Genomic DNA, 13,754 nt, shown 5'->3' on the forward strand with positions numbered 1-13,754 from the left:
CACCTGGTCCCGACGCAGCCGGTAACCGGCACCCGGCGAACACCAGCGTTATCGCTCGACACCAGCGTTATCGCTCGACACCAGCGTTATCGCTCGACACCAGCCGTACAAGGCTGGTGGCCAGCAACAACGCTGGTCAACCCGCACAAGCGCTGGTGAACGGGACCAAGCGCTGGTCAACCCGGGCAAGCCCAGACCCGCCAACCCCGATCGCGAACACCAGCGTTATCGCTCAACACCAGCCGTACAAGGCTGGTGGCCAGCAACAACGCTGGTCAACCCGGGCAAGCGCTGGTGAACGGGACCAAGCGCTGGTCAACCCGGTCAAGCGCTGGTCAACGGACCCCGACGGGACCTGCCGTCGCCAACGCGGCCAAGCCCAGACCCGCCGACCCCGATCGCGAACACCAGCGATATCGCTCAACACCAGCCGTACAAGGCTGGTGGCCAGCAACAACGCTGGTCAACCCGCACAAGCGCTGGTCAACCCGCACAAGCGCTGGTCAACCCGCACAAGCGCTGGTAAACCCGGGCAAGCGCTGGTGGCGACGGACAAGCCCACTGGAGGGGCGTCAAAGCAACGACCGCTCCTAGGATCCTGAATCAAACGACCGCTCCCAGAATCCGGAATCAACGCCGCACCCTTAGCCGGAGCGGAGGTGGGTCAGGGCGCCTAAGATGCTTGAAACCCAACCAGAGGTAGAGTCCGCGACTCCAGCAACGCGCGCCAACGGCGCCCGGACCGACCTCCGCGCAGGCCCCAGCGACGCACAACGACGCCGGACCCGCCTCAGCACAGGCCACAGCGACGCCGGACCGACCTCCGCGCAGGCCAAAGCGACGCACGGCGACGGCGGACGCAGAAGGCCAACAACGCCACGAGAACCCCGGAGGCCCCGACGACTACGATGGTCCGGTGACCGCCGCCCGTACCTGCCTCCGCGCCCTGCTGGCGGCGCTACTGGCTGGGCTCGCGCTCGTCGCAGTCGCGGCTGGCCCGTCGAGGGCCGACGTCGGCACCACCGTCGACGTCACCATCACGGACAACTCCTCCCCGGTCCTGGACCTCTCGGACCCCGAGCAGGTCGTTGAACTGAGCGGAACCATCATCAACACCTCTGCCGTGCGCGCGAGGTTCATCACGGTCAACTTCTGGCAGGCCGACGACCCGATCACGACTCACGACGACCTCGCCAAGGCGCTCGTCTCGGCACCCACGGATCCGCTCGGCGAGCGCACCCCTCCGTACTCGGAGGAGTCGGGGCACGTTCAGGTGATCACGCGCGACGAGTGGTTCGCCCCCGGTGATCGCGCCCAGTTCACCGTCCGGGCCACCGTCGCCGACCTCGGACTACCGGCCGACGAGGCCGTCTATCGGCTCGGTGTCCACGTCCGCGGCATCCCCGAGAACTCGCCCCAGACGCTCACCATCGGGCGTGGCCGGATCCTCGCCGTCGCGACGAAGGATCCGCTCGAGATGGCCACCGTGGTCTCCATGACGGCCGCGCCCACCCGGTTGGCCACTGGTGACTTCGTCGACGAGAGCCTGCTGGAGGGTCTCGACGGCGAACTCGCGACCCTGCTCCAGGCGGCTGAGCGCCCGGGGTCGACCCTGCTGCTGGACCCGTCCCTGCTGGCCGAGGCAACGGCGCTGGCCCAGGACCACACCGTCGGGGGTGAGCAGAGGTCGGGAAGCGAGGTGGCCGCCGCCTGGGCCCAGCGCGTACAAGCACTGACCTCGGGCGGCCGGGCGCTGCGGCTGCCCTACGCCAACCCGGACATCGCCCGCGAGGCGGCGGCCGAGACCCTTGACCGGTTGATGGGCTGGCAGGCGACGGCGGTGGCGGCGGAGCCGACGAGGTCGCTCCCGCTGGCCGTCGACCTTGGGGCGAATGCGACCCTTGAGAACACCCGCAGCCTCGGACGCTTCGGGGTCGGCACCGTCTTCGTCAGCAACGTCGAGGACGGGACCCGCTCCGGCGCCGTCGTCGCGGCCACCCCGCTCGAGCAAACCGGGCTCGGGCCGGGCGGACGCGACACGACTGCCCAGCACCTTGGGCGCCGGCTCGCGGAGGAGTTCCTCGCCGCGACGCCGCCGGTGTACGTGCTCCGCTCCGCGGCCGACGTTCGCGCGCTCGGAAGCCTCGAGCACAACACGGTGGTTCCCGTCCCGCAGTCCGGCGAGCCGCTCCAACTGGCCCAACCGTGGCAGACCCCCGAGCCCTGGGCGCAGTTGGCGGCCGGTCTCGAGGAGGTCCATTCCCGTTCCGAGTTCCTGGAGGACCTCACAGGAGTCGCGGCGTCGCAGCAGGTGACCGACCTCCTGTCGGCCAAGGCGTCGTCCGCCGGATTCGCCGACGAGGCAGCCGCGATCGCCTATGTGGACGCCCACCCGGTGGCGGCCGTCGACACCAACCAGGTCACCATCAGCGCGGCCGGCCAGTTCGTCATGGGCTCGCGGACCAACGACTTCCCCGTGACCATCGTCAACGGGCTGTCCTTCCCGGTCACCGTCAGGCTGGTCTTCGAAAGCGCCGCCCCGCAGCGCATCAAGGTGCCTCCCACCGACTTCGTCACGGTCGAGCCGGGCCAGAACCTGACCCTCAACGTGGCCCCCGAGGCGTCGTCGAACGGCGTGGTGGCGGTGGACGCGGCGCTGCAGACGCGCGGCGGGGAGACCTTCGGCATCCCGGTCACCATCGAAATCACCGCCACTGATCTTGGGCGCGTCGGCTGGATCATCATCATCGTCTCGGGTGCAGTAGTACTCGGGGGTACTGTCCTCAGAATCAGAGCTGTGCAGCGAGAGAACGCAAAAGGAGTCCGGTGAGTCAGGTAAGTAGCACCAAGAAGTTGGTGTCTGCGAGCGCACTCATGGCCTCGGGCACACTCGTCTCGCGCGCGCTCGGTCTCGTGCGGGTGATGCTGATCGCCTTCATCCTCGGCAACGGCACCCGTCAGGCCGACATGCTCGCCGTCGCGACGATGGTGCCGAACTCGTTGTACATCCTGTTCGCCGGCGGCGCCCTGAACACGGTGCTGGTGCCGCAGATCGTGCGGGCGATCAAGAACGACGCCGACGGCGGCGAGGCCTACACCAACCGCATCATGACGGCGTTCCTGCTGATCGTCGCTGCGGTCGCCGTGGTCGTCACCATCTGCGCGCCCCTGATCACGCAGCTCTACTCCTCCGAGGACTGGCGCGCCCCCGGGCTGGCGGCCCAGTACGGCTCGATGGTGGCGCTGACGTACCTGACGCTGCCGCAGGTGTTCTTCTACGGGGCCTTCTTCCTGCTGGGCCAGGTGCTCAACGCGCGCGACAGGTTCGGGCCGATGATGTGGGCACCGATCGCCAACAACGTCATCTCCGTCCTGGTGCTGAGCATCTACCTGTTCGTGTGGGGCAGCGGGGGTGACCGCGGGGCGGCGTTCACCACCGGCCAGATCCTGCTGCTGGGCATCGGTTCCACCGTCGGCATCGCGGCCCAGTCCCTGGTGCTGCTGCCCTACCTGCGCAAGGTGGGCTTCAGATTCCGCCCGCGCTTCGACCTCAAGGGCACCGGACTGGGCAAGACGTTCTCCCTGACGAAATGGACAATGGGGTTCGTCGCGGTCAACCAGGTGGTGCTGGTGATCGTGACCCGCCTGGCCACTTCGGCCACCGCAGGCGGTGCGGGCGCCGGCTACGACGTCTACACCAAGGCGCACCTGATCTGGATCCTCCCCCACTCGCTCATCACGGTCTCGCTCGCGACGGCGATGCTCCCCAATGCCTCGCGGCTGGCCGCCGCTGCCGACTTCCGGGGAGTCGCCGAGGAGGCCACCAAGACCATCCGGCTGGCGTTGATCCTCATCGTCCCCGCCGCCGTGGGTTTCTTCGTCCTCGCCGACCCCATCGCCGCCCTCCTGTTCGGCCACGGCCAGGGCAACGCGGACGCCGACTGGGTGGCGTGGGCGCTCATGGGCTTCGCCATCGGCCTGATCCCGTTCACCGTCCAGTTCGTGTGCCTGCGCACCTACTACGCCCTCGAGGACACCCGCACCCCGTTCTTCCTGCAGTTGGCGATCGCCGGCGCGAACGCACTCCTGGCCATCCTCCTCGTCTGGGCAGCCGCTGACCCGGGCCTGGTGGCCGCAGCACTGGCGCTGGCGTACTCCGTCGCGTACCTGGTGGGCGTGTTCCTGAGTTGGCAGGTGCTGAAGCGGCAGGTTCCTGACCTCGACGGCGGAGTCGTCGTGATGCACGTGGTCCGCCTCCTGCTCGGGGCGGCACTGGGCGGCGCCGCGGCTTGGCTCGTCGCACGCCTCCTGACGGGCATGCTCGGCGACGGGGTGCTGGGCACCAGCCTGGCGATCCTGGCCGGACTGGCAATCATCGCGGCGGGCTACCTGCTGGTCAGCAAATCGCTACGGGTGCGTGAGTTCCGCAGCCTCTCGGACCTGGTCAACACAGTCCTGCGGCGCCGCGGCTCCAGGCCGGCCCGGGCGCTGCCGGCCGAGGACGGCGACGACGGAGATGACGGGTCCTCGGCAGGCACCGACCCCGCGGACGAGGCCGACGCCCACCGCTACTCGGCCACCACCGTCGCCGGCGGACTCACCGAGGACCTCATGCCGACCCAGCTCACCCCCGCCCTCAAGTGGGACGAGCGCGCCGAGGACTTCATCGTCGAGACGCCGGCCCCCACGCCGCCTGCCCCCGGACCCGCGGCCCCTCCCGGCGCTGGCCCGGTCCCGGCCATCGACGGCGGCGTCGGGGAGGCGCCCGGGTTCCTCTCCCGCGACGACGATGAACCCGACGAATGGGCCGAGCACGAAGACTTCATCGACGACTCGCTGGCGGAAACCCGGGTACGGCCGCCGCACCCGAGCTTCACCCCCGCCGCCCCGGAGCCGCAGCCCACTCCCGAACCGGAGCCGCTGGCCGAACCCGGGATGTTGCTCAGCACCAGGTTCCGCACCGATGCGCTGCTGGCCAGCCGCGCCGGCATCGAGACCTGGCGCGCCCACGACCTGGTCCTGTCCCGGGACGTCGTCGCGCACGTCCTGCGCGAGGGCGACCCCCGCATCCCCGACGTGCTCGACGCCGCCCGCAAGGGTGCCGTCGCCACCGATTCACGCTTCCTCCGCGTCCTCGACGCCGTCGATCTCGAGGACCACGAGGGTGGGATCGGCGCCTACGTCGTGTGCGAGTTCACCGCGGGCAAGAGCCTCCGGGAGATCCTGGCCTTCGGGCCGCTGAGCACCCTCGAGTCCGCGTGGATCGTTCGGGAACTCGCCGACGCCCTGACCGGGATGCACTCCCAGGGCCTGTTCCACGAGCACCTGAACCCGGACAACGTCATCCTCACCAACAGCGGCGACGTCAAGCTGATCGGCTTCGGCGTCGAGTCGGCCATCTCTCCCGAACCCAGGGCCGCAAGCTGGACCGACCGGGAGGCGGCCGACGTCCGCGGCCTGGCGAAGCTCCTCTACGCCACCCTCGTGCAGCGCTGGCCCGGCGGGAACGCCTACGACCTCGAAGCCGCCCCCATCATCGCCGGGGAGCCCGCCAGCCCTCACATCGTGCGCTCCGGCGTCTCCCCCGCGCTGGACCGGATCACGACGGCGACCCTCACCCAGCGCGGTGCCGCAGCGGAGCGTCGGATCTCAACGGCGTCCCAGCTGGCTGGCGCGCTGTCGGAGGTGCTCGGCACCGCGGACGCGTCGTCGGACCTGGAACACCGGGTGCGGCAGGCGCAGGGGCCACGGCCCAAGCGGGCAGCCAGCCTCCTGGCGGCCGCCCCGGGCGAAACCCTCACCGGGCAGCTCCCGGACCAACTCACCAGCACCCGGTTCAACCTCGCAGCCGGTCTGGCTGACGGGACCACGCGCGAGCACGCGATTGCCCACGAGCAGGCCCTGTCTGGACCGCCCCCCTTCGAACCGCTCCCGGACGCCGACTACGTCGAGCCGGTGACCGATCCGGACGCCGCATCCGGACGCCGGCGTTCCACCCGCCCGGCCCTCTGGCTGCTCGTGGCGTTCGTCCTGGCCGCACTGGTCATCTCGCTGGTCATCGTCGCCGTCAACAATGCGCGGGACAACGGCGCGCAGGACCCGGCCACCACCCCGTCGGGCCAGGTGACCTCCGGATCGCCCGCGGATCCCTCCGACAGCCCGGACGGTACGCCGGCCGGCCCCCACGGGATCGTGGCTGGCTCGGACTTCGACCCGGAAGCCGACGGGGGCAACGACGAGGAGAACCCGGACTCGGTACCGCTCGCCTTCGACGGGGACCCGGCCACCGGCTGGTCCACCCTCCGCTACCACAACAACCCAGCACTGGGCGGCCTGAAGCCGGGCGTGGGGATCGTGCTCGACCTCGGGGAGGTCAAGCCGATCGCGGAGGTTGAACTGCAGTTCGAGGCACCGGGTTCGACGGTGGAGCTGCGCGTCCCCGCCGACGCGGCCGCGGAGTCGGCGCCCATGGATTCGGAGTCCGAGTGGAGCGTCGTCGCCACCCAGGCCGACGCGCCGGCGTCGACGGCGCTGGCGCCCGTGGTCGAGACCAGCGCACGGTTCGTGCTGGTCTACCTGACCGAACTCCCCGAGGTCAGCGACGCCCGCTACCTTGCCCAGCTGAACGAGGTCACGGTCTCCGGCTGATCGCGCAGCCCGGCCCATCCGGGGCGCGGCCCGTCCACGCTGGATCGTCGAGTAACTACGCACTGGGTACCGGAGCGGTCTGCGGCGCGGTGGTGGCGCCTGCAGTGACGACGTTGTCGCCCCGGCCCAACCGATGCGCTGACCAACCGACCATCACCAGGGCGACCAGGGCCCACACGACGTAGGAGGATCCCACGACCTGCTGCAGCGGTGTCCACTGCAGCTCGCGGTCATCGCCGTTGGGTAACCACCAGTGCGGCATTGCCAGGAACACGGCGACGCCGGAACCCGCCAGCACCAGCCAGCCGGTCCCTCTCCCCTGGCCGCGAACGGCCCACAGCGTCATCAGCAGCACCAACGGCAGGCCCCAGACCCAGTGGTGTCCCCAGGACACCGGTGAGCAAAGCAGAGCCGCGAAACCAACGACCACCACCGCCGCGGTGTCGTGCCCGTACTTCAGGAGACGCGCGGCCACCCACGCGAGCAGCAGACCCGCTCCGAGGGCCAGCACGAACCAGGCGGCGGTGCTGTCCATCCCGAGCCGGTGCAGGACCGCGTTGATCGACTGGTTCGACGCGTACGCGGCACCCCCGATCCGGCCAGTGTCGCTGAGGGTCTGGGTCCAGTACGTCAACGAATCGGCGGGCATGAACAGGTGACCAACGGCCGAGCAAGCCAAGAACGACGCCACGGTCATCCCTGCCCCTCGCCAGTCCCGTCGCAGGAAGAACAGGAGAAGGAACACGGCAGGGGTCAGCTTGATCGCGATGGCGAGGCCGATGAGCGAACCGCGCCACCATCGGCCGCGACCCGCCAATGCGTCGATCAGGACCAGCACCATCAGCAGGATGTTCACCTGACCGTAGTTGAACGTCTCCCGCACCGGCCCGAACCACAGGCCGACGCTCATGGCCGCGGCCACGAGCCACCACAGGTCCGCACCGCGTCGGTTGGAGACCTGCCCGAGGACGATCCGTTGGGCCACGGCGAGCGCGCCGATTGAGGCCAGCGTCAGCAGGGTGGATGCGAGCCACAACGGGACAGGCGTGAAGACGGTGAAGAGGACCGCCGCAATCGGCGGGTACGTGAAGGGGAGGTGCCCGCCCTCTGCCAGCTCCGGCATCGGCCCGTAGATGCTGCCTCCGTCGAGGAAGACCTGGGCGCCGGTCCGGTAGACGTCGATGTCGATCCGGTAGGGCGTCGGAAAACTGCCCAGACCGAAGGTGAGGACGGCCGCCCCGAGCAGCGTCGCCAGCAAGGTTCCTCTACGGAAGGCACGAGAACTCAGCAAGCTTCCGACCGTCGACACACAGCCCCCAAGGGTCAGCGGCCGGGAACTTCACCGGCGACACGCGGAGCCTAGGACACGGAGGTTAATAAATTCTACATGAAACGTCTAAAGGTCTCTGTGGCGTGAGCAGGCTTGGGAGGACTTGCCAGAAACCCCGTTTTCTTTGCACTGGAGTGCGCAGAAAACGGGGTTTCTGTCCAGTCCTCCACGGGGCCTCGGGGCACCCACGAGCCAGGCACAAACGGAACCGGGCGGCGTGGTCGCCCACGCCGCCCGGCCCGTCTTGTGTCGTCGGATCACTCCACGACGTCGTCATCCACCCAGTCGAAGGTGCGGGTCACTGCCTTCTTCCAGTTCCGGAACAGCCGCTCGCGCTCGGTCTCGTCCACCCGTGGCGTCCAGCGCTTGTCCTCGGCCCAGTTGTCGATGACGTCCTGCTCGCCGTTCCAGAAGCCGACGGCGATGCCGGCGGCGTAGGCGGCGCCCAGCGCCGTCGTCTCAGCCACGACGGGGCGGACCACGTCCACGCCCAGCTGATCTGCCTGGAACTGCATCAGGGTCTCGTTGGCGATCATGCCGCCGTCGACCTTGAGTTCGGCCAGCTTGACCCCCGAGTCGGCTTCCATGGCCTCAAGGACCTCACGCGTCTGGTAGGCGGTCGCCTCCAGGACGGCGCGGGCAATGTGGCCGCGGTTCACGTAGCGGGTCAATCCGACCAGCGCTCCACGAGCGTCCGACTTCCAGTACGGCGCGAACAGGCCCGAGAAGGCCGGCACGAAGTAGGCGCCGCCATTGTCCTCGACGGTGTTCGCCAGCTCCTCGATCTCCGCGGCGCTACCGATCATCTTCAGGTTGTCACGCAACCACTGGACCAGAGATCCGGTGACGGCGATGGAACCCTCCAGAGCGTAGATCGGCTTGTTGTCGCCGATCTTGTAGCACACCGTGGTCAGCAGGCCGTTCTTCGACGGCACGATCTCCTCGCCCGTGTTCAGGAGCATGAAGTTGCCGGTGCCGTAGGTGTTCTTCGCCATGCCGACCTCGAAGCAGGCCTGGCCGAAGGTGGCTGCCTGCTGGTCGCCCAGGATGCCGGCGATCGGGACACCCGTGAGGAGACCCTTCGCGCGGCCTTCACCGTAGACCTCAGCCGAGCTCTTGATCTCCGGCAGCATGGACATCGGAATGCCCATGTCCGCTGCGATCTCTGCGTCCCAGTCGAGGGTCTTGAGGTCCATCAGCATGGTGCGGGAGGCGTTGGTCACGTCGGTGACGTGGACTCCGCCGTCGACGCCGCCGGTCATGTTCCAGAGCACCCAGCTGTCCATGGTGCCCATGACCAGGTCACCGGCCTCGGCCTTCTCGCGTGCGCCCTCGACGTTGTCGAGGACCCACTTGACCTTCGGGCCCGAGAAGTAGGTGGCCAGGGGCAGGCCGACGCGCTCCTTGTACTTGTCCTGACCCTGCTCACCACCGAGGTCGTCGATGATCTTGGCGGTGCGGGTGTCCTGCCACACGATGGCGTTGTAGACGGGCTCGCCGGTGGTCTTGTCCCAGACCAGGGTGGTCTCACGCTGGTTGGTGATGCCGACGGCGGCGATGTCGGAGTTGTTGAGGCTCGCCTTGGCCAGGGCGTCGGCCACGACGGCGCGAACGTTGTCCCAGACCTCCTTAGCGTTGTGCTCGACCCACCCTGCCTTCGGGAAGATCTGCTCGTGCTCCCGCTGCCCGGTCGCGATGATCTTGCCGCCGTGGTCGAAGATGATCGCGCGCGAGCTCGTCGTGCCCTGGTCGATTGCCAATACGTACTTTTCAGCCATGAAAACTCAATTCCTCTTTCCTAGTTCGTACTTGATCAGGGGAGCAGGACCATGGAGGCGAGGCCACCGAGGATGCCACCGATGAGGGGACCGACGATCGGGACCCAGGAGTAGCCCCAGTCGGAGCTGCCCTTGCCCTTGATGGGGAGGATGGCGTGCATGATGCGGGGGCCGAGGTCACGCGTCGGGTTGATGGCGTAACCGGTGGGGCCACCGAGGCTAACGCCGATGCCGAAGACCAGCAGCGCGACGCCGAGGGCACCGAGCCAGCCGAGGTTCACCGCGCCGTCCTCGCCCTGTGCGCCGGTGAAGGCGCCAGCTGCCAGAACACCGAAGACCAGCACGAAGGTGCCGATGATCTCAGTGATGGTGTTCCAGAGAGGGTTGCGGATCTGCGGGCCCGTTGAGAACACGCCGAGGATCTTGCTCTGGTCCTCTTCAGCGTCGAAGTGCTGCTTGTAGGTCAGCCACATCAGTCCCGCACCGATCATCGCGCCGACGAGTTCGCCCGCGAAGTAGACCAACGTCGAGGCCACGCTGACCGCGATTCCAGGGACGAACTCAGTGGCGCCGCTGGCGATGATGCCGACGGTGACGGCAGGGTTCAGATGGCCACCCGAGGAGTAGGCGGCGATGACGCCCATGAAGACACCGATGGCCCACCCCCAGTTGATCAGGAGCCAACCGGTGTTCTGTCCCTTGCTGCCCTTGAGCAGCGTGTTGGCGACGACGCCACCACCAAGGAGCAGCAGGAGGGCGGATCCGACCACTTCCGAGAGGAAGATGGTTCCGAGTGTTACTTCCATTTTGTGACTCCATTCCTGACAGCTGTGTCAGCTATTCGGATGCGGCTCCGCATCCTTGTTGTGCCCGGGAAAGGACCCGGCTTTCCCCCAGCAGAAGCAACCAGCACGAGCGCGCGTCTGCCGTATGACTACAGACAATCCGCTCCTGCACACTGGTGCAACAGCCCTGCACGTTCGTGCAGTATGCGCCGTGATTGTTGCACCTTGATGCTGCCTTGGATCGCGCCGAGCAGCCCATGGCGGAGCCCGGCTGCCAGGCATCGGCAAATGGCCCCTTCAGGGGTAGGGTTGCAGATCGTGAATGCACCGGTCATCGAGGCCCGCGCGCTCCGGAAGGTCTACGGCGACGTAGAGGCAGTCCGCGGCATCGACTTCGCCGTCGAGCCCGGAGAGTCCTTCGGGTTGCTGGGGCCGAACGGCGCGGGGAAATCAACCACCATGCGAATGCTCGGGGGTGTCTCACAGCGCACCAGCGGTGACCTGCACATCCTCGGCATGGACCCTGACAAGGAGGGGCCGCGCATCCGGGCGCACCTCGGCGTCGTGCCTCAGCAGGACAACCTCGACTCGGACCTGAGCGTGCTCGACAACCTGATCAGTTACGGCCGCTATTTCGGATTGCCGCGGTCGTTCCTGCGACCCAAGGCTGAGCTGCTGCTGGAGTTCGCGCAACTCACCGAGAAGCGCAAGGCCAAGACCGACGACCTCTCCGGCGGCATGAAGCGGCGCCTGACCATCGCCCGGGCCCTCATCTCGGACCCACGCATCCTCCTGCTCGACGAGCCGACCACCGGGCTGGACCCGCAGGCGCGTCACACCTTGTGGGACCGGCTCTTCCGGCTCAAGGAGCAGGGCATCACGCTCCTGCTCACCACCCACCACATGGACGAGGCCGAGCAGCTGTGCGACAGGCTGGTGGTCGTGGACAAGGGGGTCATCGTCGCCGAGGGCAGCCCAGCCGCGCTCGTGCGCGAGCACGCCGGACGCGAGGTGGTGGAGATGCGCTTCGGGTCCGACCGCAACGCATCGGTGGTCGAACAGCTTCGGGGGGTGGGCGACCGCATCGAGGTACTCCCGGACCGGTTGCTGGTCTACGCCCCCGACGGCGAGGCTGCCATGGCCGAAGTCGTATCGCGAGGGCTGCACCCCAAGTCCTCCCTGGTGCGACGCTGTTCGCTTGAGGACGTGTTCCTGCGACTGACCGGCAGGAGCCTCGTTGACTGACCAGACGACCAGCGATAGCCGCGCCGGCGAGTTCGGCGCGGGTGACCTGGCTGCGCGCGTCACGTCGTTGAAGGCTCCCATGACCCACGACGAGATGGCCGCGGCCGTCGCGCGGCGTGGCCCGATCTACTTCATGGAGTACTGGTTGCTGCAGGCGCGCGCCTACTTCGGGAGCATCGTGGGCGTCGGCACGCTGTCGCCCCTGCTCTATCTCCTGGCCATGGGGGTGGGACTCGGGGTCGTGATCGACCAGGCCTCAGGCCAGGACCTCGGGATGCCCTACCTCCACTTCGTCGCGCCGGCTCTCCTGCTGAGCGCCTGCATGCAGGCCGCCTCCGAGGAGAACACGTTCACCATCATGGCCGGCTTCAAGTGGCGCTTCACCTACTTCGGACCGCAGGTGACCCCGCTGCGGCCGGAACAGATGGCGGCAGGTCACGTGATGGGCGTCAGCCTGCGTTACCTGTTCACGGGCACCATCTACTTGGCTGTGCTGGCGCTGTTCGGTGCCATTCCCAGGGCGTCAGGTGTGCTGCTGCTGCCAATCTCGGTCCTCGCCGCCTCAGCCGTGGGACTGCCGATCATGGCGTGGGCAGCGACGCTGACTGAGGACAAGGGGCAGTTCGCCCTGCTGAACAGGTTCGTCCTCATGCCCATGACGCTGTTCTCGGGGACCTTCTTCCCGTTGGAGACGTTGCCCGGCTTCCTGCAGCCCATCGGCTGGGTCTCCCCGCTGTGGCATGCGGTGCAGCTTGGGCGGCAGGCGGCCGTCGGACTCGTCGAGCCGCTCTGGCTCACGGTCGTCCATCTCGGGTACCTGGTGGCGCTGTGCGTCGGCGGCTGGTTGTTCGCTCGCCGCCAGTACCACAGGAGGCTGAGCGGATGACCGCGGCCGTGGAGACGCCGACGCGACCCTCGCTTCCCGACGGTCAGGGCTTGGTGCGACGTCCGCGCAGGTCCGCCCTCTACAGCGGCAACGCCCGGGCTGTGTTCCACCGGGGTATGAAGTCGCAGTGGCAGGGAAACCTCGGCGTGATGCTGTCAGGGTTCCTGGAGCCGGTCCTCTACCTGTTGGCGATGGGCCTGGGCCTCGGCGGGATGATCGGCGAACTCAACGACCCGTCGGGCAACCCCGTCAGCTACGCGGCCTACATCGCGCCCGCGCTCCTGGCCACCTCGGCCATGAACGGAGCCATCTTCGACTCGACGTGGAACGTCTTCTTCAAGCTGCGGATCAGCAAGCTCTATCAGGGGATGTTGAACACCTCGCTCGGGCCCATGGACATTGCGCTCGGCGAGATCGGTGTGGCGCTGGTGCGTGGCGGCATCTACGCCTCCGGATTCACGCTCGTGATGCTCATGCTTGGCCTGATCAGCTCGTGGTGGGCGGTCCTGGCAGTGCCGGCCTGCCTGCTCGTTGCGTTCGGGTTCGCGGCCCTCGGTATGGCTGCGACCAGCTTCCTCAAGACCTTCCAGCAGATGGACTGGCTGACGCTGGTCCTAACGCCGATGTTCCTGTTCTCCGGCACCTTCTACCCGATCGAGGTCTACCCCGAGCCCGCCCAGTGGGCCGTGATGGGGCTTCCCCTTTGGCACGCCGTGGAACTGCTGCGGCACCTGGCGGCCGGCACCGTCGGGGTGACGACGTTGGGGCACGCCTCCTACTTCGTGGCGCTGGCGCTTGTGGGGACCTGGGCCGCCTCGGCCCGACTCAAAGCTCTGTTCCTGCGCTGAGGATCACAACTTCCCGTAAAGTTCCTGAGTCAACGCCGCCAACTCCTCCAACGGCACATCCTCAACGACAGCACCAGTCCAGAGCACCTCCGCCTGACCCGCCATCACACACGAACCTGAATCACCCCGGCATGTCCGGAGACTCATGTTGTTGTGAGCTCTGCGGGTTGCAGGGCTGGTTCTGAATCGTAGTGGAGGGCTTCGAGGTCGGCTGGTGGGATGTCGCCGCAGTAC

General features: G+C 67.9%; 8 protein-coding genes. 5 read left to right on the forward strand and 3 right to left on the reverse strand.

The window, feature by feature from the left end; all coding sequences use genetic code 11:
• The first annotated feature begins 916 nt into the window (after positions 1-916).
• Both LKO27_RS15620 and murJ read left to right on the forward strand, forming a co-directional pair.
• The gene (locus tag LKO27_RS15620) at positions 917-2,830 is read left to right on the forward strand and encodes a DUF6049 family protein (protein WP_227737835.1); all 1,914 of its coding nucleotides are present in this window, start codon (positions 917-919) and stop codon (positions 2,828-2,830) included.
• The gene (murJ, locus tag LKO27_RS12475) at positions 2,827-6,648 is read left to right on the forward strand and encodes a murein biosynthesis integral membrane protein MurJ (RefSeq protein ID WP_227737836.1); all 3,822 of its coding nucleotides are present in this window, start codon (positions 2,827-2,829) and stop codon (positions 6,646-6,648) included. Before LKO27_RS15620 ends, murJ begins: the two co-directional genes overlap by 4 nt.
• 55 nt (positions 6,649-6,703) lie before the next feature.
• On the opposite strand, the gene LKO27_RS12480 is transcribed toward murJ, so the two are convergent.
• The 3 genes from LKO27_RS12480 to LKO27_RS12490 form a co-directional block, all read right to left on the reverse strand.
• Positions 6,704-7,906: a glycosyltransferase 87 family protein gene (locus tag LKO27_RS12480; RefSeq protein WP_227737837.1), complete on the reverse strand. Its 1,203-nt coding sequence runs from the start codon at positions 7,904-7,906 to the stop codon at positions 6,704-6,706.
• A gap of 329 nt (positions 7,907-8,235) precedes the next feature.
• The gene (gene glpK / locus LKO27_RS12485) at positions 8,236-9,756 is read right to left on the reverse strand and encodes a glycerol kinase GlpK (RefSeq protein WP_227737838.1); all 1,521 of its coding nucleotides are present in this window, start codon (positions 9,754-9,756) and stop codon (positions 8,236-8,238) included.
• 35 nt (positions 9,757-9,791) lie between these two features.
• Positions 9,792-10,562, reverse strand: a complete 771-nt coding sequence (locus LKO27_RS12490) for an MIP/aquaporin family protein (RefSeq protein ID WP_227737839.1) — start codon at positions 10,560-10,562, stop codon at positions 9,792-9,794.
• A 267-nt stretch (positions 10,563-10,829) separates the two neighbouring features.
• Here LKO27_RS12490 and LKO27_RS12495 point away from each other — a divergent pair, with 267 nt between their 5' ends.
• Genes LKO27_RS12495 through LKO27_RS12505 form a run of 3 tightly spaced genes read left to right on the forward strand, consistent with a single transcriptional unit; the run spans position 10,830 to position 13,520 of the window.
• Positions 10,830-11,786 (forward strand): ABC transporter ATP-binding protein, encoded by a 957-nt coding sequence (locus LKO27_RS12495; protein WP_255622529.1) that lies wholly within the window; start codon positions 10,830-10,832, stop codon positions 11,784-11,786.
• Positions 11,779-12,672, forward strand: a complete 894-nt coding sequence (locus LKO27_RS12500) for an ABC transporter permease (RefSeq protein ID WP_227737841.1) — start codon at positions 11,779-11,781, stop codon at positions 12,670-12,672. The genes LKO27_RS12495 and LKO27_RS12500 overlap by 8 nt, the downstream gene beginning before the upstream one ends.
• Positions 12,669-13,520, forward strand: a complete 852-nt coding sequence (locus LKO27_RS12505) for an ABC transporter permease (protein ID WP_227737842.1) — start codon at positions 12,669-12,671, stop codon at positions 13,518-13,520. The genes LKO27_RS12500 and LKO27_RS12505 overlap by 4 nt, the downstream gene beginning before the upstream one ends.
• Positions 13,521-13,754 lie beyond the last annotated feature (234 nt).

The sequence above is a fragment of the Tessaracoccus sp. OS52 genome (genome assembly GCF_020687685.1).
Lineage (GTDB): Bacteria > Actinomycetota > Actinomycetes > Propionibacteriales > Propionibacteriaceae > Arachnia.